The sequence below is a fragment of the Brevibacterium spongiae genome (assembly GCF_026168515.1).
Lineage (GTDB): Bacteria > Actinomycetota > Actinomycetes > Actinomycetales > Brevibacteriaceae > Brevibacterium > Brevibacterium spongiae.
The window spans coordinates 1,431,119-1,456,102 of record NZ_CP093443.1 but is presented as its reverse complement, the minus strand read 5'-3'; the positions used below and the strand labels follow the sequence as shown (position 1 = coordinate 1,456,102).

Genomic DNA, 24,984 nt, shown 5'->3' with positions numbered 1-24,984 from the left:
TCAGCCGCCCCAGAGCGGGGCGAGTGCCGAGTAGAGCTGTTGGACGCCGAGGATGATGAACAGCAGTGCTGTGATCGCCAGTGCGATGTTCGTGTGCAGCTTGTTCGCCCATTCCTTCGGGATCTTCTTGCCGTTGAGCAGGCCGAGGAGGGTGACGGCGAGGAACGGCATGAACAGTGATCCGAGGACTCCGTAGGCGAGGATCAGGCCGATCGGCTTGCCGAGGATGAACAGCAGCATCGGCGGGAACGTCAGCCACAGGACATAGAACTTGAAGTACTTTCCACCGGTCAGGGTGTCGGGGTGGCCGCCTGGCTTCTTGCGCATGTGTCCCCAGAAATCGGCGAACATCAGCGACACTCCGTTCCATACTCCGATGATCGAGGAGAACGAAGCGGCCCAGAAGCCGATGAGGAATCCGATGCCGACGACGTCGCCGTAGCGGGCTTTGAGGACGTCGGCGAGTTCGAGCAGTCCCTTGTCGTCGGCGGAGATCGACACACCGGCGGCACGCACGACCTCGGCACCGACGATGAGCATGGCGATGACGAAGATGCCGGTCATCACATAGGCCATCGAGTTGTCGATGCGCATCACGCGCATCCACTTCGGGGTGTGCCACCCCTTCTCACGCAGCCAGTAGCCGTAGGCGGCCAGGGTGATGGTGCCGCCGACACCGCCGGCGAGCGCGAGGGTGTAGACCACTCCGCCTTCGGGGATGAGCGGGATGAGGCCGGTGAGCATGTCGGGAACGTTCGGGACGGCGATGATCGCCAGCCCCACGACGGTGATGAACATGATGCCCACGAGCACCGCGGTGATCTTCTCGAACACCGCGTAACGGCCGAACCACACCATGGCGAACCCGGCCAGCCCCATGAGCACCGACCAGACGGTGAGGTTGAGCCCCGGGAACAGCGCCGCCAGAGGCAGTGCCGCGGAGCTCATCGCCGTCGCCCCGTAGACGAAGCCCCAGATGATGATGTAGGGACCGAAGTACCAGGTGGTCCACCGGCCCAGTGATCGCCAGCCTTCGAAGATCGTCTTGCCGGTTGCCAGGCTGAATCTGCCGGCGCCTTCGACGAGGACGATCTTGAGGATGACTCCGACGATGACCGCCCACAGCAGTCCGTAGCCGAACTGACTTCCGGCCACGAGGGTCGCGACCATATCGGCGGCACCGACACCAGTGGCCGCGACGACGAGGCCGGGTCCGACCACTTTCCATTTGGCCAGCCCGGAGGCCTCTTCGATTCCGGATACGGTCTCGGCATCGGCGGCGTCGCCTGGGCCCGTCCCGTTCGAATGCTCACTCATGCCGTTTCCACTTTCGCTCTCGGCCGCGCACGACCTCGCCGGGTGGACGGGAACCGTGTGCGGGTTCCCGTGGGCATCGGCGGCGCAGCGGTCTCCGTGTGTCCACCGCAATGATATTCGACATGGTCTCTTCCTGTGTGACAGGCCTCACCGGATCGGGAATCGGGCCGCCGGTTCAGAACCGGTCGGCGATGCGCTGCAGCCTCTCGAGGTAGGCCGCCCGGTCGAATCCGCGCGGCAGGTTCGGTGCCGACTCGGACAGGCCCGCGGCGCCGTCGATGCCCTCGCGGACGATATCGATCTGACCCAAATGCCTGGTGAGGTCGTTGAGGACGTGGACCATCATGCCTCCCAACGTCGTCTCGTCGCGTCCGCTGGGCCAATGCGGCACTCGCCCCTGGGCGGCGAGGCCGAAGCCGTCGATGGTCTCATCGGCGAAGGCCGCGACTCGGGCGTAGAAGTCGAGCAGATACCCGGCCGTTTCCGTTTCGGAGGCGCACCAGTCGGCCTGCGGGTCGAGGGTGATGTCGGCGTCGGTGACGACTTCCTCGGGGTGCGGCCAGGAGCGTCCGAAGGTGTCACCGAAGTAGACGATCTCCACTTGGGCCATGTGTTTGACGACACCGAGGAGGGTGAATCCCGTCGGTGTGCGCGGCAGCCGCAGCGTCCTCTCGTCGAGGCCGGACAGCTTCCAGGCCAACGTGTCTCTCCCACGGTGCAGCGACCGTCGCAGACTGGACTTCATCGTCTCGTCCTCGCTCATGCCGTCAGCCTTCCACACCCGCGATCGACCGTCTAGAGATATCCTCGAGGTGTGAGTGACGACTATTCCACCGAGGATTCCCGCAGCCGCATCGCCCGTCGGGTCTTCCCCAACGGGGAGGACCCGGACCCGCGTTTCACCCTGGCCAACGAACGGACCTTCCTGTCCTGGATCCGGACTGCGCTGGCCTTCATCGGAGGCGGCATCGCGGTTGAGGCCTTCACCTCAGAGGTCTTCTCCTCAGGGCTGCGCGCCACCTTGTCGATCGTGCTCATGGTCATCGGATTCATCCTCGCCCTCGGCGCCGCCTTCCGGTGGCATCGCATCGAATCGGCGATGCGCCGCAAGACCTCGCTGCCGCTGCCGCTCATCATCCCCATCGTCAGTCTCGCCTCGGCGCTGGGTGCCGGTCTGCTCGTTCTGGTGTTCGCCGGCCTGCTCTGATGCCTTCCCGCCCGCCCAGACCTCCCCGCCCGCAGCCGCACTCGGATCCGGCTCTGCAGCCGGAGCGCACCGTCCAGTCGTGGCTGCGCACGAGCCTGACGATGACGGTCGTCAGTCTCCTCTTCATGCGGTTCATCAACGTCTTCCAGGGGTGGTCGGTGGCGATCTTCGTCGTCTGCATGGGATTGGCGATCGGCGCGATCGCGATGCAGGTCAGGCGCTACCGTCTGGGGGCGGTCTCGATCCGCGCGGAACGCGGCCGCCCCTCCCCTTGGGCTGTCGTCTTCCTCACCACCTCGGTGTGTCTCATCGCAGTGCTGAGCATCGCCTCGGTCATCAAGATCTCCCTGAACTGAGCGTGGTGCTCCTCCGGTTCAGTCAGTCCTCGTTGTGAGACCGCCGTTCGGGCAGCGCACCCTCATGCATAGAATTGAGGCCATGAAGGATGCACGCGAAGTCTCCACCGCCCCACTCGTCGCCGTCGGTCTCATCGGCGGGTTCCTCACTGCTCGTGAGACCGGGATCCGCCCCCTCGGCGGCGTGGTCCTCGCAGCGGCCGGCGCCTATGCCGCGCGCTCCTGGTACGTGAAGAAGGGGTGGCCGGCAGCGACCGCGCTCGGTCTGACCTACCTCGGCGGGTTCGGTGCCTCGCATCCTCTGGCGAAGAAGATCGGCCCCTGGCCGTCGGTGTTCGCCGTCAGCGCCGTGAGCGCGGCAGCATCGTACTTCGTCTCCGATATCGCCGAGGATCGCTGAGCGAACGTCCGCACTGAGCGGCCGTCCGCGCTGAACGACCACCCGTACTGAGCTGTCGTCCGGCCGTCGTCGACAGCCCACCCCCACTGACCGACCGACTCACCGACCTGCGGGTCGTCAGGAAGCGAGGACCCCGAGTAGCCCATGCTGGCTGTGTTCGAAGGTTTCGCCGTCATCGCCGGAGTCATCCTCACCGGATTCGCTCTCGGGCGCTCCGGCGTCCTCGGACCCCACGGGCAGCAGGTCATCGCGAAGCTCGTCTTCTACGCGGGCACCCCGGCCCTGCTCTACGTCACCGTCGCCGACACCGACCTCGGGCTGATCTTCAACACCGCCCTGTTCGCCACCGGCGGCTCCGCCCTCATCGTCGGCGCCCTCCTCTTCGTCCTCACCCGCTGGATCAGGAAGCGCAGCACCGGGGAGGCGATGTTCTCCGCCTGGGCGACCAGCTACGTCAACATCGGCAACCTCGGCATCCCGATCGCCGCGTACGTCCTCCACGACATCGGCTATGTCGCTCCGGTGCTGCTGTTCCAGCTGCTCGTCCTCGCCCCGATCGGCATGGCCGTCCTCGACGGCGCGGGGAAGAAGAAGCACGACTCGCATTGGTACTCCGCGGTCCTCCAAGTCCTCAAGAACCCGATCGTGCTCGGCGCCGCGGCCGGTGTGGCCGCCTCGGCGACGGGATTCGAACTGCCGCGCTTCATCTTCGAACCCATCGACATGATCGGGGCCATCGCGGTCCCCGGTGCGCTGCTGGCCTTCGGCATCTCGCTCAAGGACGGGTGGGCGCTGCCGGTGAAGGGCACCCGGGCACAGCTGAGCTACATCACGGTCGCCAAGCTCGTCATCCAACCTCTCATCGCCTGGGTCATCGGGGGCCCTCTGCTCGGCTACGACGGGGTCGACCTCTTCGCCATCGTCGTCACCTCGGCCCTGCCGACGGCACAGAACGTCTACATCTACTCCATGCAGTACCGCCAGTCCGAGGCCCTCATCCGCGACGCGGTGTTCATCACCACCGTCCTGGCCGTGCCCGCCCTCGTCATCGTCGCCGCCCTCCTCGGCTGAGGATCTCTGCCGGCTGCTGTGAAATCGGGCCCCGTGGCGTGTCCTCCCGGACTCAGCCACCCGGGTCGCTGACAATGGGGATGTGTCCAGAGACGAGAAGAACGAGACCGAAGACCTCCTGAGCAGGCGGATGAGTTCAGGGTCTGCCAGTGCTGCCGACAAGCAGTCGCAGACCCCTCTGGAGGCGGCCAACGACCCCTCGACCGACACCGAGGCGTTCGATCCGATCACGGATCCCATCGCCGAGGATGCCCCCAAGCATTCCGCGGACGCCAAGCCCTCGACGGGCCCGGTGAGGGTGGCTCCCGCCCATTCGACGAATCCGCATTCTCAGCCTGCCACGGCGAGCACACGGGCGGCCGATCGCAGCACAGCGGCGACCACCGCCTCGGCGACCCCGTCGTCGACCGACACCGGCGCCACACGTGAGGTGCCGCAGAACGCCCGCACCTCGGTGATGAGCGAAGCCGATTGGGCTGCTGTGTCGAAGGCGGCGACCTCGACCGATGCCCGCGACCCCGAGGTACCTGAACGCCGTCGCTCGGTCCTCGACGTCATCGGCACGATCTGGATCATGCTCGCCACCCCCTTCGTCCTCTTGGCGTTGGCGGTCCGCTTCGTGGCATCGGGCCTCTTCCTCAAGATCGAATACTTCCGTCCCGGGTTCCCGGGCGACCAGTTCGGCTTCAGCGCCGCCGACCGCGAGCACTACGGGACCTACGTCGTCGACTACCTGCACAACTTCGACTCACGGCGCTACCTCGCCGATATCGTCATGCCCAATGGTGAACCGGTATTCATCTCCGATGAGCTCAGCCATATGGCCGACGTCAAGGGTCTGATCTCGCTGCTCTACCTCGTGGCGCTCGTCGGGATCATCGGGTCCATCCTCTTCGGCATCTACATGTGCCGCCGCAACGGGATGGGCATCCACGCCGGAGTCCGCCTCGGATCGATCTTCAGCATCATCTTCATGGCCGCCGTCGCTGTCGTCGCAGTCCTCGGCTGGGACAGGTTCTTCCGCGGCTTCCACAAGGTCTTCTTCGCCGACGGCACGTGGGAGTTCTACGCTGATGACTCGCTCATCCGGCTGTTCCCACCGCAGTTCTGGGTCGATGCGGGAATCGTCGGCGGAGGGCTGTTCGTCCTCCTGGCGATCATCCTGTTCTTCTCAAGCTTCGCCGGTCACAAGAAGCGCCGGGCGCTGCGCAAGGCACGCAAGGATGTCGCAGAGGCCTGAGTCGCAGCCTAGGGGCTTTCAGCTTCTGAGTCTTCTCTGCGTCGCAATCTCTGCGATTGAGTGCGGGTGAGTGTCCCGCTCCACGGTTCCGGCCGGGTGGTCTTTCCCCTTCCACCCGGCCGAATTTCTGCCCGGATCCGGTGACCCTGCCCGGATCAGTCGTCGACGGCGTCGCGCCCGCGGCGCACGAGCAGCGGATCGGCCTCATAGACGACCGAGGCGTCCTTGTCCTCGTAGTCGAACTGATTGAGGAAGTAGCGCATCGCGTTGAGTCGAGCGCGCTTCTTGTCGTTGCTCTTGATCGTGATCCACGGCGCATGGTCGGTGTCCGTGCGGCGGAACATCTCCTCTTTCGCCTGCGTGTAGTCGTCCCAGCGGTCGAGGGATTCGAGGTCCATGGGTGAGAGTTTCCACCGCCGCACCGGGTCGATCTGCCGGATCGCGAACCGGGTGCGCTGCTCGCGTTGGGTCACTGAGAACCAGAATTTGGTGACATGGACCCCGGAGTCGATGAGCATCTTCTCGAACAGCGGAGCCTGCTCCATGAAGGTCTCGTATTCGTCGTCGGTGCAGAAGCCCATGACGCGTTCGACATTGGCGCGGTTGTACCAGGAGCGGTCGAACATGACGATCTCCCCGCTCGTGGGCAGGTGGGAGATGTAGCGCTGGAAGTACCACTGTCCGGATTCCCGATCAGAGGGTTTGTTCAATGCCACGACACGGGCGGCGCGGGGGTTGAGGTGTTCGGTGAAGCGTTTGATCGTCCCGCCCTTGCCGGCGGCGTCACGGCCTTCGAAGACGATCACGTGTTTGGCGTCGGTGTCCTGGCCCCAGTACTGGAACTTCAGCAGCTCGATCTGGAGTCTGTACTTCTCGAGCTCGTAGGTCTCACGGTCCATCTGCTCGTCATATGGGTATCCTTCACGCCAGGTCTCGACTGCGCGGCCCATCGGGTCGATGAGGTGAGGATCCGTGGTCTGACCGTCCTCGACGGTATAGCCTTCGATTCGGAGTTTGTCGATGTACTCCCGCAGATTCTCTTGGAACAGATTGTTCACGAGACCCTTCCCTTTCGATCACGACACGGTGGCGTGCCTCGTGCACGCTAGCGTGCTCAGGTGAATATCAGGTTATGCGATCGATGTCCCGTTTGGGGATGATGCCGATGCTCAGCAGCGGCGCGAGGGCGATGAGTCCGAAGGACAGCGGATAGCCGAAGACGGTGATGAGTGCGCCGAACCCGGGCCCGAGCAGCGCCGACATGACGAACTGACCGGTGTTCTGAGCTCCCAGCGCCTTGCCGGACCAGCGGGGGCCGGCCGCCTCGGCGACGGAGGCGAACGCGAGTCCGTTGTCGGCCACGGACACGGCCGAGGCGAGGATGAAGACGACGGCGGCGGCGACGGGCAGTTCCTCAAGCGAGAGGAGAGCGATGGCGACGACGAAGATCACGGCGGCGATGGCGACGATGCGCATGAGACCGACTCGGGAGCTGGTGCGGTCGGAGAGTCCGCCGACGACCATGCGCCCGATCGCGCCGACGATCTGCGCGGCCGCGACGATCGCTCCGGCGGTGCCGGCTCCGATGCCTTGAACGGCGATGAGCCAGACGAGACCGTAGGTGGAGAACGCGAACTGCGGGACGACGAGGAGCGCGGAGACCGCGTGGATGCGCCACAGGAAGGAATCGCTGCGGTAAGGATTGAGCGCCGAGGCGGCCCCCGCCTTCCCCTCCCCCGCCGAGGTGGTGCCCGGTTCGGTTTCACCGTTGCGTTCCGTCTCCGGTTCGGTGGCAGGGTCGAGGTCGGCCACCTCGGTGCGGGTGGGAACCTGCAGCGGCGGGTTGCGGACGACGGCGAAGCAGATGATCGCGAGGACGCCGGTGACGATCGCGACGTACCAGAGGTAGGCGGGGAAGCCGCCGGCAGCGGCGATCGGCGGGATGGTCACGGCCGCGATGCTCGTGCCCAGGGGCTGGGACATCTGTCGGATGCCCATCGCGAGTCCCCGGCGGTGGCGGGGGAACCAGCCCATGACCACTCGTCCGCTGGCCGAATTCACCGAGGCGGCGGCCGCACCGGAGGCGGCGATGACGACGACCATCCAGATCGGCGAGTCGACGACGAGGACCGCTGCGGCCGAGAACACGGCGGTCAGGCCTATCCCCAAGGTCATGGCCAGCCGCTCGCCGTACCGGTCGGCGAAGGCTCCCCAGGCGATGAGGGTGAGGATGAGGCCGAAGCTGGGTGCGGCGGCGACGGTGCCGGCTTGGGTGAGGGTGAACCCGAGATCGGTGTGCATGTACGGGATGAGGAACGCGGGTCCGGCGATCGCGATGGTCGCCGCCATCTGGGTGAGAACGCCGATGACGAGAATCACCCAGGCCTGCCGACTCGGTGCGCTGCTCGTCATCGTCCCAGGCTAGCCGCGTGCGCTCTCTGTTCGCGGAATGTCTCAGATCGCGGTGACCCGGGTTTGCCGATAAAGTGTGTTCTGAGCATTCCCCCTATAGCCCAATCGGCAGAGGCAGTCGACTTAAAATCGATTCAGTGTGGGTTCGAGTCCCACTGGGGGGACCATGGTTCTCGCCGCACCGTCGGGCTGTCGGAATCGCCGATCTCAGCGATGTGCGGCATGATCGTCTTATGCCCTACCTTTTGCTCACCTCCGACCGAGTCCCGCAGCAGATCTCTTCCGTCGACGACGATGTCGTACGCACACAGCCGGGTCCCGCCGTCATCATCTCCTCCCCCGAGGCAGTCGCTGCCGCAGCAGACGAATCGACCGACAAGACGGTCACCCCTGCCGATGCACCCATCGCCGAGGCGGGACCTCCGCGCGGTCGCCCGCTCGCCTTCCGCGAGGCCGGCGGTGAATGGCAGGAGGTCGGCTTCGAAGCCGCCGATCATTGGGAGCAGATGACCGACGAGCTCCGCAGCCGCCTCGTCGCCGATCATCTGGCGACGCTCGACGTCGCCGAGTTCAAGATTGCCACGAACGGCGGCAGCGCCTCGATCATCACGAACAACTGGGTGTACTCAGGTTCGCCTCGGACTTATCGGGTGGCCGGGCAGCTGCGCGACTTCGTCACCGTCCTCGGCGAGCTGAGCAGGGATTCGGCGAGCTGAGCCGGGGTTCGTCGGCCTGAGCCGGGGTTCGTCGGCCTGAGCCGGGGTCCCGAGATGCCGCACGACTACTCGCTCACTGCGTGGGCCGAGCGCTCAGGCACGGTCGGCCTGCCCGGCTTCTGCATGACGGTCACGATTGCCCGTGATCGCTGCGACATTGGCCTCGGCCCATCGTCGCAGCGCCGCCACGGGCTCCTGCAGGGACCGTCCCAGATCGGTCAGTGAGTACTCCACCCGCGGCGGCACCTCGGCGAACACCTCCCGATCGACAAGTCCGTCGGCAACGAGGGAGCGCAGGGTCGAGGTGAGCACCTTCGGGGTGATCCCGCCGATCGCCAAGCGGATCTCGTTGAACCGTTTGGGTCCCCCGTCGAGGACGTCGACGATGAGCACCGTCCATTTGTCCCCGACCCGATCGAGCACGATCCGAGTCGGACATTCAGGGTCGAAGGCGTCGCCTTCCCAGTGAGTTCTCATGCTCATGATCCAATAGTATCTTTGAGGTACTCGGTATCCAAACGATACTTTAGGACTGTCAGACGACGAACACTCCCTCGGCATCTGCGATGCCGGACGAAAGGACTCACATGAAGATCGCACTCTTCGGAGCATCCGGAATGATCGGTTCCCGCGTCACCGCCGAGGCGGCTGCTCGAGGCCACGATGTCACCGCCATCACCCGCTCGGGCGCCGAGGTGGCCGGAGCCGCCCGCACGCTCACCGGTGATATGGCTGACGCCGGATTCGATGCGCGCATGGCCGCCGAGCATGACGTCATCGTCTCCACCACCGGGCCCAGCCGCACCGGCGGAGACCACCAGGAGTGGCTCGACGCGTTGTCGGCCCTCGCCGAGGCCAGCGGCGATACCCGCCTCTTCGTCGTCGGCGGCGCAGGTTCTCTGTTCGTCGGGGACACGATGCTCAAGGACACAGAGGGATTCCCAGCCGCGTACAAGGCCGAGTCCGAGACCGGCACGAAGGCACTCGAGCTGCTGCGTGCGGCCAACCCCTCACCGTGGACGCTCATCTCCCCCGCCCCGGAGATCGCTCCCGGTGAGCGCACCGGCAGCTACAACGTCGAACTCGAAGTTCCCGCCGGTGACGCGGTCTCTGCCGAGGACTTCGCCGTGGCGATGGTCGACGAGATCGAAGAGCCCAAGCACATCGATGCCCGGTTCACCGTCGCGAACTGAGCACGAGGCCCCCGCAGCAACGTCTGCAGATATGACTGACGCCGAGGATGCAGAACTGCATCCCCGGCGTCAGTCGTCTCATCAGGGCTTGTGACCGGATGGCACCGGCCGCCTCAGATCAGGCCTTGGCGGGTTCCTTCTTCGGAGCCGGCTTCGAGTTTGCGGCCTCGACGAAGTTCTTGCGCGGAACATCGAGGTCGGCCAGCGGCATGGCGTCGCGGCCGAGCACGGCGTTGAAGAACCAGTTGCCGAAGACCCTGACCTTACGGTCCATGGTCGGGATCGCGTAGCCGTGGTAGGCGCGGTGCATGAGCCAAGCGAGGAGTCCGCGGGCTTCGAAATCGCCCATCTGCGAAACGCCCTTGTACAGGCCCAGACCTGCCACCGTGCCGATGGTCTTGTGGAAGTACTGCTTGAACTCGGTCTCACCGCGCAGTGCGGCGAGCACGTTGGCAGCGAGCACCGGAGCCTGACGCACGGCATGCTGGGCGTTGGGCACGCAGAAGCCTGCCACGCCGCCGCCGGAGAGGTCGGGAACCGCGGCGTTGTCGCCGGCTGCCCAAGCACCCTCGACGACTCCGTCATCGCCCTCGACGCGCAGATCGGCGCGAACGGTGACATTGCCGCGTTCGTTGATCGGCAGGTCGGAGTCGATGAGCATCGGGTTGGCCTTGACGCCGGCGGACCACACGATGGTGTCGGCGTCGAACTCTTCGCCGTTCGAGAGCTTGACGTGCTTGTCGGTGCAGTCCTGGAGGAAGGTCTCGAGGTACACATCGATACCGCGCTCGCGCATGTGCTCGACGACCCAGCGGGCCTGAGCCTCGCCGACCTCGGGCATGACACGGCCCAGGGCCTCGACGAGGACGAAGCGGACATCCGCTTCGGTCAGCGTCTCGTACTGAGCGATGGCCGAACGGACCATGTCCTCGAGTTCGGTGAGGAGCTCGATGCCGGCGAAGCCTCCGCCGACGAAGACGAAAGTCAGGGCCTTGCGGCGCTCTTCATCGTCTTCCATCAGCGCGGCGTCGGCCAGGCGGGAGAGAAGGTGGTCGCGCAGGGCGACGGCTTCTTCGATGCGCTTGAGCGCGATCGCGTTCTCCTTCAGGCCCGGAATCGGAAGCGCGCGTGCGACCGAACCGGAGGCGAGGACGATGTGATCGTAGTCGAGCTCGAATGCCTCATCGTTCTCGGGTTCGATGGTGGCGAACTTCTCGGCGTGGTTGATCGAGGTGACCTTCGCGGTGATGACCTCTGCACCCGGCAGGTTGCGACGCAGCGGCACAACAGCGTGACGGGCTTCGATCGAACCGGCTGCCACCTCGGGAAGGAACGGCAGGTAGGTCATGTACGGGTTGGGATCGACCACGGTGACGGTGGCTTCGCCCCGTCCGAGGTTCTTCAGCAGATTCTGAGCGGTGAGCAGGCCGACCGAGCCGCCACCGACAACGAGGATACGTGGACGCAGTTTCGAGTTTCTGATGAGTGCCATATTCCCATGCTAGACCCTTGTGAAAACTTTCACTAATTGTTTCTTCCGAGGTCCGGAACTCCCCAGATCAGAGCCGTTTCGCCTGCCTGAGTCGGCGACGACGGCGAGCGAAGGAGACGACCGAAGCAACCAGGAGGACGAGCGCAAGCAGCCCTCCGATTCCGAGGGCGGCGAAGCCGAAGGTCGGGGTCGACTGCGAGGCCGCGATGTCGGTCGGTGCCACGGCCTGCGGACTCTCACTCGCGTTCGGAGCGGCCGTCTCGGTCTCTTGGGCCTTTTCCTCCCCGCGACGGTGCATCTTCACCCAGTCCGCCAGTTCATCCTCGGCGGAGGGGACCGTCTTCGGGACTTTCGCCTTGAGCGCTGCCTGCGGGTCGAGCCGCCCCCAGCCGATGATCGGATCGGGCTTTCCCGCCTTCGATGCGCCCTTGTGCCCGTCGACGGGCTTTGCACTCGACTGCAGCTTCGCGCGGACCTCGTCTGCGGTGAGGTCAGGATCTTCGGCGCGGATGAGCGCCGCCGCTCCGGACACGATCGGGGAGGCGAAGGAGCATCCCTGGCCTTCTGCGTAGCCGCCGCTGTAGTACGGGATCGGGATGTCCTTGGCCGGACCCATGAGATCCACTGCGGTGCCGGGTGCGGTGGAGTCCTCGAGGACGCGGCCCTTCTTGTCGAGGCCTCCGACTCCGATGACTCCGGGGACTGTCGACGGGGACCAGGCCTGGGTCGCGCCCTGTGAGGCGTTGCCGACGCAGGCGACGATGAGCACGTCCTTCTTGTAGGCATAGGAGAAGGCTTCGTCCCAGCTCTCCGGCCAGCCCGGATCATCCCAGCCCAATGACATGTTGATGACCTTGGCTCCGGAGTCGACGGCCCACCGGATGGCTTTGTCGGCCTGCTCTCGAGTCGAACCGGATTCCTTCGGACGGTCGGGTCCCAGCCACATCGAGGCGGAGAGGATCTTTGCGTCAGGAGCGACTCCGGTCGGACCGGCTCCGGTGCCCTGACCGGCGATGACTCCGGCGACGGCGGTGCCGTGGTGGATGGTGGTCTTGCCGCCGATGGGCGTCTTGCCGTCCTTGCCGAGGCCGCTGAAGTCCTTCGACGAGGTCACGACCCCTTCGAGATCTTCATGGTCGGCGTTGACGCCGGAGTCGATGACGGCGACCTTGACGCCTTTGCCGGTGGACTTCTTCCAGACCTTGTCGATGCCGTAGTCCTTGATGAACCACTGGCCGGGTCCGGCCTTCGGTGCGGCGATGACCGGCTGAGTGGTGCCGACGACGAGTCCGAGGATCAGGGTGGTGACGGCGAGGAGCCTGGCGGTGGCCCTCACGAGCTCGTCTGCGCGAGATCGAGCGCAGTTCCGTCGAGGATGTCGGTCTCTGAGATGCGGATGTCGAGCTGCCCTCCGGCTGCCGTGACAGCCTCGTCGAAGCGAGCGACGATGCGGGCGAAGAGCAGAGATCCTGCACCGATGACGTCGACACGTCCCGGATGCATATACGGCAGGTCTGTACGCGACTGGCGGTCCATGGCCAGCAGCTTCTCGGATTCGGCTTCGATGTCGGCGACGCTGATGTGGGCGCCGTGGATGGCATCGCGCTGGTAGCTGTCGAGTCCGAGCACGCCTGCGGTGATGGTCGTGACGGTTCCGGCGACACCGATGAAGGTGCGCGGAGCCGAGAAGTCGACGACCTGTGCCGCCTGATCGAGCTGAGCGTCGATTTCGGTGATCGCCGAACGGATCTGATTCTCGTCGGGAGTTTCGACCGGCATGTGACGTTCGGTCAGGCGCACCGATCCGATGTCCATGCTCACCGCCGCGTCCACATCGTCCTGGCCGAGAACGAGCTCGGTCGATCCGCCGCCGAGGTCCATGACGACGAACGGTCCGTCCGCGGCTCCGAGGTTCGCGGTGGCACCGAGGAAAGACAGTCGTGCCTCTTCCTCGCCGGCGATGACGTCGGGAACGATGCCGAGGATCGAGAAGATGCCGGCGAAGAACTCATCGCGGTTCTTCACATCGCGGCTGGCCGAGGTCGCCACGAATCTCAGCTTCTCCGGCTGGTAGTCGGCGGCCACCTCGGCGAATTCCCGGGCGACGGCGAAGGTGCGCTCCAGCGCCTCGGGCGCGAACTCGCCGGTGGCATCGACACCTTGGCCGAGGCGGACGATGCGGGTCTCACGACGAAGATCGGTGAGAGTGCCGTCGGCGGCGACATCGGCGATGAGCAGGCGCAGGGAGTTCGTCCCGCAATCGAAGGCAGCAACACGCATACTGTGATCCTAGTCAGTCGGTTCGGCAGCGGGGGTCGGTTCGGTGGAGGGATCCGCCGCAGCGGTGGGTGTCGGTTTCGCAGTGGGGGTTGGCTCAGCGGTGGGTGTCGCCTCAGCGTCGGGTGTTTTGGCGGCGTCGGGCGTCGCGACCGGGGGTACGTCGTTCATGAACGACAGTGCCCGGTCACCGATCGGGTTGACTCCGGGCCCGGCTGAGAGCGCATGGCCGACGAGAGCGTGGAGACATTTGACGCGGTTCGGCATTCCTCCAGCCGAATAGTCCTTGATCTCCTCGACCTCGGCGATGCCGGCGGCGGCACCGATTTCGGAGCGGACGGAGAGGTAGGCCCGGTGGGCGGCGGCGTAGGCGGCAGCGAGGTCTTCGTCCTCGCCGACCTCAGCGGTCCATTCGGCCATGATTCCGGAGGCTTCCAACCGTGAGCACTCGGCGACGTAGGCGGGGTGGGTGAGGTAGAAGGTCGTCGGGAACGGGGTGCCGTCCTCGAGCCTGGGGGCCGTGGCCACGACGAGCGGTTCACCGGCGGTGCTGCGGGCCGCGATGCCGACGACTCCGCGGGGAATGCGCCCGAGTTGGTCTTGAAGGATTGCGAAATCCGCCTCGGTGCACTCTGTGATCATCAGTTCTTCTCCACGGTATTGCCGGTCTCCTGAATGGACTCCAGCAACTCAAGGTACCAGGCCTGCTTGCGAGTCGGCCGTTCAGCCTCGGACTCCGCGTCGCCGGATTCCTGGTTGGTCACGATGACCGCGTTCTTGCCTTCCTCCACGTAGTACTGGTCCTCGCGGGCCTTGCGCTTGATGTAGTCGGCGTCTTTGAGGTTCTCGTTCTTCTCCTCGAGGCTCTTGACCTCGGCTTTTGTGGTTTCGATCTCATTGTTCAGAGCCGCGATCTGCTGGGCCTGCTTGAGCGCGGAGTTCAACGGCGAGAGGAAGGCGAAGAGGACGATCGCAATGACGAGAAGAAACAGCCCGGTGCGCCAGGACATGCGGCGGCCGCGCGCCTCTGAGGTGGCGTCGGCTTCGATGACAGGTTTCGGGCGTCGACGTGGGGCGGCCTTACCAGGAGCCGATTTCGGGGCACTGCGTCTGGGTTTGCTCGGGACCATGCTTCTTTCCTCTGCGACCGGGGATTGGGGAAGGATGTCGCAACATCTCCAAGTCTGCCGTGTCCGCACACTTCTCGCGAGGATTTCGGACCCGTGGCGTGTTCGATTCCGCGGGGCAGCGTCACACACCGGGACTGCCGCTTACTCCCCGCAGCGTCATCTCCTACAGGCAGTGAAGCATCCGACACCGGCAGCCCGACATCACACCGGTCCTGCAGGGTGTTGTGCCGCCAGCGGTGCATGATGCCCGCGTCCGCCGGCCGAACCTCACCCACTCGACACCCACTCCCCCGCGAAACACCGCCACTGTCCACAGAGTTATCCACATATCAACAGTTCTCCATTGTCATTTGCAGCGGTTTAGTGCACTTTGAATGCATGTACAAACTGATGGATACTCAAGAACTCACCCGCCTCGGCTTCAACCACAGCGACATCAAACGTGCCCGTCGCTGTTGCCTCCGAAGACTCTCGCGCGGTGTCTACGTTGTCAGACATGTCTGTGACCAAGACTCCCATCGACCGCTGTGGGCCAGCCTCGTGGAGAAGTTCCATAAGGCGTTCGTCGATAACGGCGATATTCGCGACGAGACCAACGCGCTCAATGCACTGGTGATGGCGCGCTACGCTCAGCAGTCGGACCTGCGAGCCGACGCTTCGAAGCCGAATCCGCCGCCCGAGGTCTTCTCCCACATTTCCGCAGCCCTTATGCACACCCTGCCGGTCGCCTACCCCGTCACCCACCAGGTCGAAGTCGTCCGGCCCGGCACCAACCGCCGCTTCAAGAGCATCCATGTCCGCGGCAACCACATTCCGTCGAACCACCGAACCGAAATCGCTGGCGCCGCGGTTACCACCATCGAACGCACCCTCATCGACGTCGCCCGCAGCTACAACCTCGACATCTCGGTGGCGATGCTCGACGATGCGCTGCGTCGAGGGCTGACCACGAAGGACGACATCCTCGCGGTCCTCGACCAATGCCTGGAGAAGCGCAATATCAGCAAAGTGCAGTTGGCCATCTCTCTCGCTGATTCTCGTCGTGAGTCCCCCGCCGAGGCGGTTGCCGCGGTCCGATTCTTCCAGTACGGCATCACGGGGCTGGATCCGCAGGTCGCTTTCCACGCCGAAGACCTCCGACGCAATATCCGCGTCGACTTCTGCCACCGTGAAGCACGACTGATCGTCGAGATCGACGGTATCGGCAAGCTCTATCTCGGTTCAGGTGTTCCGCGGCAGGAGCTCGAGGAGGAACGTCGCAGGGAGCAGTGGCTGCGCGATCGCGGTTGGCAGGTGGTTCGGATCAGCTGGAAAGAGCTGTTTCAGGAGGCGAAGTTCGAAGAGATCCGCCGCGCCATCCGCCGATCACAGGCCGCGTCGGCATGATCAGACACCTCTGGCGCTATCTCCTACCGGTCCGCCGGTGCAATTCACCGGCCCCTGGAGGATTTGCGGCTGCATGTGCGAAGCGACGCTAATGGTGTGGGATGGTTTCGCCGAAACTCGCCGAGGCGGTGCTCCCGGTGCGAAGCGACGCTAATGGTGTGGGATAGTTTCGCCGAAACTCGCCGAGGCGGTGCTCCCGGTGCGAAGCGACGCTTAATGGTGGCGGGTAAGCACTGAGGCGGGAGCACCCCAAAGCACCGAGGCGGGGTCGGACGATCGATGATCGATCGTCCGACCCCGCCTCGGGGAGTTCTGCCTGGTTCGCTCAGGCTTCGAAGCGCGGGAAGGCTCCGCGACCGGCATAGCGGGCGCCATCACCGAGCTGCTCTTCGATGCGCAGCAGCTGGTTGTACTTCGCGACGCGCTCCGACCGCGCCGGAGCTCCGGCCTTGATCTGACCGGCGTTCGTGGCCACAGCGAGGTCGGCGATCGTCGTATCCTCGGTCTCACCCGAACGGTGCGAGATCATCGTCGTGTACCCGTTCGTCTGTGCCAGGGACACTGCGTCGAGGGTTTCGGTGAGGGTGCCGATCTGGTTGACCTTGACCAGCAGCGAGTTCGCAGTCGAGTTGTCGATTCCGCGCTGCAGACGCTCGGGGTTGGTCACGAACAGGTCGTCGCCGACGAGCTGGACCTTCGAACCGATCGCCTCGGTCAGCGTTGCCCATCCGTCCCAGTCGTTCTCGTCGAGGGGGTCCTCGATGGACACGAGCGGGTACTTCGCGAGCAGCTCCTCGTAGTAGGCGGCCATCTCTGCGGCGGTCTTCTTCCCGCCTTCGAATTCGTAGACCCCGTCGTTGTAGAACTCCGAAGAGGCGACGTCGAGGGCGACGGCGATGTCACGTCCGGGACGGTGGCCGGCGATGTCGATGGCCTCGAGGATGAGGTCGAGTGCAGCGGCGTTCGAGTCGAGGTTCGGGGCGAATCCGCCCTCGTCACCGAGCCCAGTCGACAGTCCGCGTTCTTTGAGCACGCCCTTGAGTGCGTGGTAGACCTCGACGCTCCACTGCAGAGCCTCGTGGAAGCTGGCGGCACCGATCGGGGCGATCATGAATTCCTGGATGTCGACGTTCGAGTCGGCATGGGATCCGCCGTTGAGGATGTTCATCATCGGCACCGGCATGACGTGCGCGTTCGGTCCCCCGAGGTACCGGTAGAGGGGCAGGTCCGCGGAGACTGCTGCCGCGCGGGCGACGGCCAGTGAGGTGCCGAGCATCGCGTTCGCGCCGAGGCGGGACTTGTTGTCGGTTCCGTCGAGTTCGATGAGCGCCTGGTCGACCAGTCGCTGATCGTCGCTTTCGAGCCCGACGATGGCTTCGTGGATCTCGTCGACGACGGCATCGACGGCCTGGGTGACACCCTTGCCCAGATAGCGCTCCGGGTCTCCGTCGCGCAGTTCGACGGCTTCGAACTCTCCCGTGGAGGCGCCGGACGGGACACCGGCACGGCCGACGGACTCATCGGCCAACAGCACTTCCACCTCGACGGTGGGGTTTCCCCGGGAATCCAGGATTTCGCGGGCATTTGCGGCAACGATCTCAGCCACTGAGTACTCCTTAGCTTTTGGTTTCACATGGGGAACATGTGCCTGCAGGACAGCTTAATGCAACGCGCGACCTGGCTCACTCTCGGTTCGCCATGTCACGCACGGGAGACGCAGAGTCGCACACGGGCGAAGCCGTCTCACACACGCTAGACGCCGTGTCACGACCAAGAGACTCGGTGCCGCACAGCCAGGTCATCGCTCGGCGGTGGTCTCAGACGGCCGCTGAGACCTCGGTCGCGGGTTCGAGCAGGCAGTCACGCAGCCGCTGCGGTGTGGCCTCGTCCATCCCGTGGGCGAGCAGATACGCTTCGACTCCCCCGTGATCGGTCTCGACGCGATCGAGGACTTCATGCATGAGTTCGGCAGGGGCGGCGGTGGCAGTCACGGCGAGGTTGCCGGAGATGCCGGCATCGGCGAAGTTCCTGGTGATCGAGTCAAGGAAGCCGTCGGCGAGGTGGGTGGAGGTGACCGTGTACTCGTCGATGATCGTCTCCCTGCCCACACCGAGGAGGTCGAGCACGAACGCTCCCACCACACCGGTCCGGTCCTTGCCGGCAGAGCAGTGGAAGACGACTCCGGTGCCGCAATGCTCGGCGATCGAGTCGACGACTGCGGCCAGGCGGTGCCCGAAGTGAGTGATCATGAGGTCGTAGATGCGTTCGAGCGAACGGTCGCTGAGGTCCATTCCGGTCGCCTTCGCAGCGGCTTTCATCTCTTTGACGCTCATCGGTCGGCTGGGGAAGAAGTGATCGTCGAAGACGGGAAGTTCGATGTGGGTCACGTCGAGTCCGTCGAGGGCATCGGGCAGCTTCGACCGTTCGCCGATATCGCGCAGGTCGATGACCGTGCCGATTCCGAGTTCGCGCATAGCGGTGCGTGACCGGTCGGTCAGCTGCGCCAGACCATCGGCGCGAAACACCTGCCCCAGTCGCACCGCGCGCTCGCCCGACTGTGTGCTGGCGCCGCCGAGGTCACGGAAGTTGAAGGTGCCCTCAACAGCGAGACGCTCCAGGCTCATCGGTCGTCTTCCTCTCTGTGCCGTGCGGATTTCTCGTCCGCTTTGATCCGCCGGTATTCGCGTTCGACGTCTTCCAACGAGGCCATCTCGTCCCCGGCGTCGTCGCCGAAGGCCAGCGGATGGCGGCGGATGAGCTTCTCCTCGAGACCGTCGATGATGGCTCCCAGGCTGTGACCGTAGTCGTGTCCGCCGCTTTCGTCGAGCAGGGCTGAGTGGAAGAGCACCTGGTAGAACACGTCGCCGAGTTCTTCGACCACCGCGGCCCGGTGGTCCGGTGTCGGTGAGGCATTGAATTCCTCGAGGGCCTCGATGAGCTCATCGGTCTCTTCGCGGGCGTACTTCTCGAGGCTGCGGTGGTCCTGTCGGCTCGACCAGGGGCAGCGCCGGCGCAGGGTCGCCATCGCCTCAACCACCGGCTGGGTGACGGGTCCCCGTGGGGTTCCGGGCTCATCCACGCGCGCTCCTCCTGCTGACGCGAAAAGCCCCCACCACCGAGGCGGTGAGGGCCGTTCCTGCGGTCACTTCGAGAATTTGTCCTTGACCGATGCGCCGAGGTCCTTGACGGACTCGCCGACGTCCTTGGCCTTGGCCTTGAGCTGATCGGTTGCGCCTTCGGCCTTGAGCTCGTCGTCACCGGTGGCGTCACCGATGGACTCCTTGGCCCGTCCGCCGAGGTCTTCTGCCTTGTTCTGGAACTTGTCGTCAACGCCCATGGCGATTCTCCTTCGTCGAGTGGTGTCTCGCGTACAGCGGATTGCTCCGCTCTTCGCACTCTACGCCACTGCTGCCGCAGGTGGGCCGGCGGTGAGAGAACAGTCGGTGAGTTCTCAACCGTTCGTGACGGCCTCCGACTTCTCCGTGGCTTCGGATTCGACGACGGGCAGGATCGCGTCGAGGAACTGGTGGGCCCAGCGGAGGATGTCCGAATCGGTCATCTCCTTCGCATCGAACCCGGTTCCGGCCATCGGTTTGGGCACGAGGACGGAGCGCAGCGCCGGTTTGAGCAGCGACTTCGGGTACAGGCGCTTGAGCCTGACCACTTGCGAGTCGGCGAGTTCGACCGGCCCGAAGCGGATGAAGTTGCCCTGCATGACGATGTCGCTGACGCCGGAGGCGCGGGCGCGGATGCGCAGCCGGGCCACATCAGCGAGCACTCCGACCGGTGCCGGGTAGGGCCCGTAGCGGTCGACGAGTTCGTCGAGGACTTCCTTGAGTTCGTCTTCGTTCGCTGCCGCAGCGAGCTTTCGGTACGCCTCGAGGCGCAGCCGCTCGTGGTCGACGTAGTCGGCGGGCAGGTGGGCGTCGACGGGCAGTTCGATGCGCATATCCGCTTCGGGTTCGGTGTCCTCCCCGCGGAACTTCGCCACAGCTTCGCCGACGAGACGGACGTAGAGGTCGAATCCGACCCCTTCGATGTGTCCGGACTGCTGACCGCCGAGGAGGTTGCCGGCGCCGCGGATCTCGAGGTCCTTCATCGCCACCTGCATACCGGCACCCAGCTCCGTGTGTGCCGCCAGCGTCGTCAGCCTGTCGTGTGCGGTTTCGGTCAGCTGAGTGTCCGGCGGGTAGAGGAAGTAGGCGTAGGCGCGTTCGCGTCCGCGGCCCACTCGCCCGCGCAGCTGGTGGAGCTGAGAGAGACCGTACCGGTCTGCGTTGTCGATGATGAGCGTGTTCGCGTTCGCGATGTCGATGCCTGTCTCGACGATCGTCGTGCACACGAGCACGTCGTACTTCTTCTCCCAGAAGTCGACGATGACCTGCTCCAGGCGGGTTTCGTTCATTTTGCCGTGGGCGATGGCGATCCGGGCTTCGGGCACCATCTCGGCGATGTGACCGGCCACCGCTTCGATGTCGCGGACCCGGTTGTGGATGTAGAAGACCTGACCTTCCCGCATGAGCTCACGGCGGATCGCAGCTTTGATCTGCTTGTCTTCGCGCTTGCCGACGTAGGTCAGAACCGGGTGCCGTTCCTCGGGAGGCGTCGCCAGGGTCGACATCTCGCGGATGCCGGTGACGGCCATCTCCAGTGTGCGCGGAATCGGCGTCGCCGACATCGCGAGGACATCGACGTTGGTGCGCAGCGCCTTGAGCGTCTCCTTGTGCTCGACGCCGAAACGCTGCTCCTCATCGATGATGACCAGACCGAGGTCTTTGAACCTCACCTCGCCGCTGAGCAGCCGGTGGGTGCCGATGACGAGGTCGAGTGTGCCTGCGCCCAAGGCTTCCTTGACCTTCTCGGACTCCTGCTTCGACTGGAAGCGCGAGAGTGCCCCGACGGTGACGGGGAATCCCGAATACCGTTCGGCGAAGGTCTCATAGTGCTGTTGGACGAGCAGGGTCGTCGGCACGAGCACCGCGACCTGCTTGCCCTCCTGAATTGCTTTGAATGCGGCTCGGACCGCGATCTCCGTCTTTCCGTAGCCGACGTCTCCGCAGATCAGACGGTCCATCGGCACCGTCTTCTCCATATCGGACTTGACCTCGTCGATGGTGGTGAGCTGGTCGGCGGTCTCGACGTAGTGGAAGGCGTCCTCGAGTTCGCGCTGCCAGGGGGTGTCCGGACCGTACGCATGACCGACCGTGGCCTGCCGGGCCGAATAGAGGCGGATGAGTTCCCCGGCGATCTCCTTGACGGCCTTGCGCGCCTTGGCCTTCGTCGTCTGCCAGTCCGCGCCGCCCATCTTGTTGAGACTCGGGCTCTCTCCGCCGACATACCGGGTGACCTGGTCGAGCGCGTCGGACGGGACGTAAAGACGGTCGCCGGGCTGCCCGCGCTTGGCCGGGGCGTATTCGATGATGAGATATTCGCGGGTGTGCTTGTTCGCTCCCCGTCCGGTGGTCCGCTGCGTCATTTCGACGAAGCGACCGACACCGTGTTGGTCGTGGACGACATAGTCGCCGGGCGCTAGGTTGAGCGGGTCGACCTGGTTGCGGCGCCGTCGGGTGGGCAGCCGGCGCATGTCCCTCGTCGAGGTGGCCGCCGCCCGGCCGAGCACATCGGCTTCGGTGAGCACGGCAAGTTTGAGATCGTCGAAGACGAACCCGCCGAAGGAGGCCGCAGTGGTCACCGTCACGAGCGCTTCGGGAAGGTCCGTGGGGTCATCGACGAAGGTCGCGGGCACACCGGCTTCGGAGAACACTTCGACCATCCGGCGGCCCGGTCCGGGCCCCTCGGTGAGCACCAGGATCCGCCATCTGTCGTGGATGAGGCCCTTGACGTCGGCGAGAATCGCTTCGACATCACCGGCGTAGCCCTTCGGGATGCGGGCAGGCACTGAGAAGATGTTCTCTTCCGGGGCGGCGAGTTCCTCATCGTGGGCGAAACCGCCGATCTCCCACCAGGCCAGCCCGATGAGACGCGCACCGTCCTCCATCTCCGCAACGGTGCGGAAGCTGGCCGCGGACAGGTCGATCGGGGACTCTCCCCCGGCGGCGGCTCCGGCCCATGCGGCCTCGAGGAACTCGTTCGTCGTCTCCACGAGGTCCGCGGCACGGGCTTCGACCCGTTCGGGTTCGGTGATGATGATCTTCGAGTCCGCGGGCAGCAGCGCGATGATCGGCTCCATCCCGTCGGCGAGGACGGCCGAGAGGGATTCCATGCCTTCGACGGCGACTCCGCCGGCGATCTTCTCGAGCATGTCCGCGGCGCCGGGAACCTCCTCGGCGAGCTTCGCTGCGCGTGCGCGGACCGAATCGGTCAGGAGCAGCTCCCGGCACGGGGGTGCGGACAGGGTCAGCGGTGCTTCGCCTTCGGCGGCGGGGATGGAACGCTGGTCGCTGACGGAGAATTCGCGGATCTCGTCGACCTCGTCGCCGAAGAACTCCACACGCAGCGCCCGCTCCGCGGTGGCCGGGAAGATGTCGACGATGCCGCCGCGGACGGCGAACTCGCCCCGCCGCGAGACCATGTCGACACGAGAGTAGGCGAGTTCGGTCAGGCGTGCGGCCAGATCGTCGATGTCGTATTCGTCTCCGACGGCGAGCTCTGCCGGAGCGATGTCGCCGAGTCCCTTCGCCAGGGGCTGGAGGAACGCGCGCACGGGCATGATGATGAAGGTCAGCTCCCGCCCGGGCGCAGGGTGAGTCAGACGGCGCAGCACCTCGAGGCGCTGGCCGACGGTGTCCGAACGCGGCGAGAGCTTCTCATGCGGCAGGGTCTCCCAGCTGGGGAAGATCGCGATCGAGTCCGCAGGCACCCAGTCGGCGAGCGCCTGGGTGAGGTCCTCGGCTTCGCGGGTCGTGGCGGTGACGATGAGCTGCGGCGCCGAGGCGGCTGCGCCGTCTCCTGCGGCGCCGGCATTGACGGTCCGCCGCAGGATCGACGGCCACAGTCCCTTGATCGCGTCGATCGTGCCCCCACCCTCATTCGGGTCGTTGAATGCGGCGACGAGTCCGGTGATGGTGGGATTCCGGCGGGTGAGATCGAGTCCGTTGAGCACCCGAACAGTCTAGGCCACGCTCCTGACACGGCCCATCCGGGACTCCCTGGGGACGCCTCCCAGCGGGTTCTCACGCAATTCATCAAAACGTGTGAGGATGAGCATATGGCCAAGTTGAGATTCGTCCTGGCAGGGTTGACTGCCACCACGTTGCTGCTCATGGGCTGCACCGCCGATGCCGATGAGGACATCCCGGTCGCCGAACGCTGGGACTTCCATTCCCGCCCTGATCTCTCACCGCCGAAGGTCGACATCGACTCCACAGAGTTCCCCGCCGACGACGGTGACCTGGCGACAGTGCTGGCGCCGAAGGGTCAGACTGCGGCCGACGACAAGTCGTGGGTCGGTGGACTCATCCTCGATGCCGCCGGGGATCCGCTGTGGATCAGAGAAGACGGAGACTCCCTGTGGGACCTGCGGGTCCAGGAGTATCGGGATGAGCCGGTGCTCACCTGGTGGGAGGGTCTGGCCGAGACCCCGCACACGGCCGGAGAGGTCGTCATCCTCGACACCTCGTATCAGGAGATCGCCCGCGTCGGCATGGGCGGCGAACTGCCCAAGGGCACCTCGGACCTCCACGAGACGACGATCACCGACGACGACACGATGCTCCTCCTCTCCTACGTCAAGACGCAGACCGATCTCAGTTCCGTCGGCGGAGAGAAGGACGGTTGGGCATGGGAGGGAGTCGTCCAGGAGGTCGACATCGCCACAGGCGAGCCCCTGTTCGAATGGCGCTCGCTCGACGCCGTCCCCGTCGACCAGTCCGAAGCCGAACTCAAGGACGGTGAGGGCACGGAGGACGAACCCTACGACTACATCCATCTCAACTCCATCAGCGAAGACGACGACGGGAAGTCCTTCCTCGTCTCCGCCCGGAATACGCATGCCGTCTACCAGCTCGACCGGGACTCAGGCGAACTCAACTGGACTCTCGGCGGCAAGGCCTCGGACTTCGAGATGGGTGAGGGTGCGACCTTCGCGTGGCAGCACGACGCCCACCGCCGCTCCGATGGGACGGTGACGATGTTCGACAACCACGCCGCGCCCCGCCTCGGCGATTCCCGCGGTCTGCGCCTCGACGTCGATGAGAAGAAGAAGCGCGCCGAGGTGGTCACCGAGTACCCGGCTCCCGACGATCGGTCGTCGGGCAGTCAGGGAAATATGCAGGAACTCGACAACGGCAATGTCGTCGTCGGTTGGGGTTCGGAACCCTATGTCTCGGAATTCACGAAGGACGGGAAGCTGCTCACCGACCTCACGTTCGTGGGCGGGTCGAACTACCGGGCGTACCGGTCCGAGTGGCATGCTCAGCCCGTCGCCCCGCCGACGGCGACGAAGTCCGAGCCGCAGGCCGGGCTCACCCGCATCCACATGAGTTGGAACGGCGCCACCGAGGTGGAATCGTGGCGGGTGCTCAGTGGTGACGACGAAGACCACCTCAGCGAGAACGATGTCGTGCAGCGCACCGGGTTCGAAACCGCAGCCGACATCACCCCGCACGGGTCGAAGATCGTCGTCGAAGCCCTCGATGAGGACGGCCAGACGCTCGCATCGACTCGAGTGGCGCCGCGATCACAGTGAGGCGAGGTCGACGCCGGGCGCCGGGACCGCACCGAGCCGGTGCCACGCGGGAACCCGACGTCTGAGAACATTGCGAGGCGATAACGGGACTAACGGAACGATCACGATTGCGCAAGTTCCCCGGATATTCGGGGTTCTCC

Annotated in this window: 23 protein-coding genes, 1 tRNA gene and 1 pseudogene; 10 read left to right on the top strand and 15 right to left on the bottom strand. The window is 65.2% G+C overall.

What is annotated here, in order from left to right; all coding sequences use genetic code 11:
- A complete protein-coding gene (locus tag L1F31_RS06535) occupies nucleotides 1–1,317 on the bottom strand; it encodes an Nramp family divalent metal transporter (RefSeq protein ID WP_265419838.1) in 1,317 nt (438 codons plus the stop codon).
- A 175-nt stretch (nucleotides 1,318–1,492) separates the two neighbouring features.
- Nucleotides 1,493–2,080 carry a DinB family protein gene (locus L1F31_RS06530; RefSeq protein ID WP_265419837.1) on the bottom strand — a complete coding sequence of 196 codons (588 nt, stop codon included), beginning with the start codon at nucleotides 2,078–2,080 and terminating at the stop codon, nucleotides 1,493–1,495.
- Nucleotides 2,081–2,131: 51 nt separating this feature from the next.
- On the opposite strand from L1F31_RS06530, the gene L1F31_RS06525 reads away from it, so the two are divergent.
- The 5 genes from L1F31_RS06525 to L1F31_RS06505 all read left to right on the top strand — a co-directional run bounded on the left by L1F31_RS06525 (nucleotide 2,132) and on the right by L1F31_RS06505 (nucleotide 5,591).
- The gene (locus tag L1F31_RS06525) at nucleotides 2,132–2,524 is read left to right on the top strand and encodes a YidH family protein (RefSeq protein ID WP_265419836.1); all 393 of its coding nucleotides are present in this window, start codon (nucleotides 2,132–2,134) and stop codon (nucleotides 2,522–2,524) included.
- The gene (locus tag L1F31_RS06520) at nucleotides 2,524–2,880 is read left to right on the top strand and encodes a DUF202 domain-containing protein (protein WP_265419835.1); all 357 of its coding nucleotides are present in this window, start codon (nucleotides 2,524–2,526) and stop codon (nucleotides 2,878–2,880) included. The genes L1F31_RS06525 and L1F31_RS06520 overlap by 1 nt, the downstream gene beginning before the upstream one ends.
- Nucleotides 2,881–2,962: 82 nt before the next feature.
- Complete coding sequence (locus L1F31_RS06515; RefSeq protein WP_265419834.1) at nucleotides 2,963–3,280, top strand: hypothetical protein; 318 nt, start codon at nucleotides 2,963–2,965, stop codon at nucleotides 3,278–3,280.
- A gap of 144 nt (nucleotides 3,281–3,424) precedes the next feature.
- Entirely contained in the window at nucleotides 3,425–4,351 is a 927-nt protein-coding gene (locus L1F31_RS06510; RefSeq protein ID WP_265419833.1) for an AEC family transporter, read from the top strand.
- Nucleotides 4,352–4,433: 82 nt separating this feature from the next.
- Complete coding sequence (locus L1F31_RS06505; RefSeq protein ID WP_265419832.1) at nucleotides 4,434–5,591, top strand: TIGR01906 family membrane protein; 1,158 nt, start codon at nucleotides 4,434–4,436, stop codon at nucleotides 5,589–5,591.
- Between the two features lie 155 nt (nucleotides 5,592–5,746).
- Here L1F31_RS06505 and ppk2 read toward each other — a convergent pair whose 3' ends face one another.
- Both ppk2 and L1F31_RS06495 read right to left on the bottom strand, forming a co-directional pair.
- Entirely contained in the window at nucleotides 5,747–6,649 is a 903-nt protein-coding gene (ppk2, locus tag L1F31_RS06500) for a polyphosphate kinase 2 (protein WP_265419831.1), read from the bottom strand.
- Between the two features lie 67 nt (nucleotides 6,650–6,716).
- Entirely contained in the window at nucleotides 6,717–8,003 is a 1,287-nt protein-coding gene (locus L1F31_RS06495; protein ID WP_265419830.1) for an MFS transporter, read from the bottom strand.
- Nucleotides 8,004–8,093: 90 nt separating this feature from the next.
- Here L1F31_RS06495 and L1F31_RS06490 point away from each other — a divergent pair.
- Nucleotides 8,094–8,170 (top strand) — tRNA-Leu (locus L1F31_RS06490).
- A gap of 66 nt (nucleotides 8,171–8,236) precedes the next feature.
- Nucleotides 8,237–8,719, top strand: a complete 483-nt coding sequence (locus tag L1F31_RS06485) for a hypothetical protein (protein WP_265419829.1) — start codon at nucleotides 8,237–8,239, stop codon at nucleotides 8,717–8,719.
- 93 nt (nucleotides 8,720–8,812) lie between these two features.
- On the opposite strand, the gene L1F31_RS06480 is transcribed toward L1F31_RS06485, so the two are convergent.
- On the bottom strand, nucleotides 8,813–9,196 hold the full coding sequence (locus L1F31_RS06480; protein ID WP_429860959.1) for a winged helix-turn-helix transcriptional regulator: 384 nt from the start codon (nucleotides 9,194–9,196) through the stop codon (nucleotides 8,813–8,815).
- A gap of 110 nt (nucleotides 9,197–9,306) precedes the next feature.
- Between L1F31_RS06480 and L1F31_RS06475 the strand changes: the two genes are divergently transcribed.
- Complete coding sequence (locus tag L1F31_RS06475; protein WP_265419827.1) at nucleotides 9,307–9,912, top strand: NAD(P)-dependent oxidoreductase; 606 nt, start codon at nucleotides 9,307–9,309, stop codon at nucleotides 9,910–9,912.
- A gap of 118 nt (nucleotides 9,913–10,030) precedes the next feature.
- Here L1F31_RS06475 and L1F31_RS06470 read toward each other — a convergent pair whose 3' ends face one another.
- From L1F31_RS06470 to L1F31_RS06450, 5 genes and pseudogenes are all read right to left on the bottom strand, one after another.
- Entirely contained in the window at nucleotides 10,031–11,404 is a 1,374-nt protein-coding gene (locus L1F31_RS06470; RefSeq protein ID WP_265419826.1) for an NAD(P)/FAD-dependent oxidoreductase, read from the bottom strand.
- A gap of 67 nt (nucleotides 11,405–11,471) precedes the next feature.
- Nucleotides 11,472–12,740 (bottom strand): S8 family peptidase, encoded by a 1,269-nt coding sequence (locus L1F31_RS06465; RefSeq protein ID WP_265419825.1) that lies wholly within the window; start codon nucleotides 12,738–12,740, stop codon nucleotides 11,472–11,474.
- Nucleotides 12,737–13,684 (bottom strand): Ppx/GppA phosphatase family protein, encoded by a 948-nt coding sequence (locus L1F31_RS06460; protein ID WP_265419824.1) that lies wholly within the window; start codon nucleotides 13,682–13,684, stop codon nucleotides 12,737–12,739. Before L1F31_RS06460 ends, L1F31_RS06465 begins: the two co-directional genes overlap by 4 nt.
- A gap of 147 nt (nucleotides 13,685–13,831) precedes the next feature.
- A pseudogene (locus tag L1F31_RS06455) lies at nucleotides 13,832–14,323 on the bottom strand (DUF501 domain-containing protein); the annotation flags it as partial.
- The gene (locus L1F31_RS06450) at nucleotides 14,323–14,811 is read right to left on the bottom strand and encodes an FtsB family cell division protein (protein ID WP_265419823.1); all 489 of its coding nucleotides are present in this window, start codon (nucleotides 14,809–14,811) and stop codon (nucleotides 14,323–14,325) included. The pseudogene L1F31_RS06455 and the gene L1F31_RS06450, both read right to left, overlap by 1 nt.
- A 390-nt stretch (nucleotides 14,812–15,201) precedes the next feature.
- On the opposite strand from L1F31_RS06450, the gene L1F31_RS06445 reads away from it, so the two are divergent.
- Complete coding sequence (locus L1F31_RS06445; protein WP_265419822.1) at nucleotides 15,202–16,197, top strand: DUF559 domain-containing protein; 996 nt, start codon at nucleotides 15,202–15,204, stop codon at nucleotides 16,195–16,197.
- Between the two features lie 325 nt (nucleotides 16,198–16,522).
- On the opposite strand, the gene eno is transcribed toward L1F31_RS06445, so the two are convergent.
- The 5 genes from eno to mfd form a co-directional block, all read right to left on the bottom strand.
- A complete protein-coding gene (eno, locus tag L1F31_RS06440) occupies nucleotides 16,523–17,803 on the bottom strand; it encodes a phosphopyruvate hydratase (protein ID WP_265419821.1) in 1,281 nt (426 codons plus the stop codon).
- A 211-nt stretch (nucleotides 17,804–18,014) separates the two neighbouring features.
- On the bottom strand, nucleotides 18,015–18,821 hold the full coding sequence (locus tag L1F31_RS06435) for a tyrosine-protein phosphatase (protein WP_265419820.1): 807 nt from the start codon (nucleotides 18,819–18,821) through the stop codon (nucleotides 18,015–18,017).
- Complete coding sequence (locus L1F31_RS06430) at nucleotides 18,818–19,276, bottom strand: MazG nucleotide pyrophosphohydrolase domain-containing protein (RefSeq protein ID WP_265419819.1); 459 nt, start codon at nucleotides 19,274–19,276, stop codon at nucleotides 18,818–18,820. The genes L1F31_RS06435 and L1F31_RS06430 overlap by 4 nt, the downstream gene beginning before the upstream one ends.
- Nucleotides 19,277–19,339: 63 nt before the next feature.
- Nucleotides 19,340–19,534, bottom strand: a complete 195-nt coding sequence (locus L1F31_RS06425; RefSeq protein WP_265419818.1) for a CsbD family protein — start codon at nucleotides 19,532–19,534, stop codon at nucleotides 19,340–19,342.
- Nucleotides 19,535–19,648: 114 nt separating this feature from the next.
- Nucleotides 19,649–23,260: a transcription-repair coupling factor gene (gene mfd / locus L1F31_RS06420; RefSeq protein ID WP_265419817.1), complete on the bottom strand. Its 3,612-nt coding sequence runs from the start codon at nucleotides 23,258–23,260 to the stop codon at nucleotides 19,649–19,651.
- Between the two features lie 105 nt (nucleotides 23,261–23,365).
- On the opposite strand from mfd, the gene L1F31_RS06415 reads away from it, so the two are divergent.
- A complete protein-coding gene (locus L1F31_RS06415) occupies nucleotides 23,366–24,844 on the top strand; it encodes an arylsulfotransferase family protein (RefSeq protein ID WP_265419816.1) in 1,479 nt (492 codons plus the stop codon).
- Nucleotides 24,845–24,984: the final 140 nt, after the last annotated feature.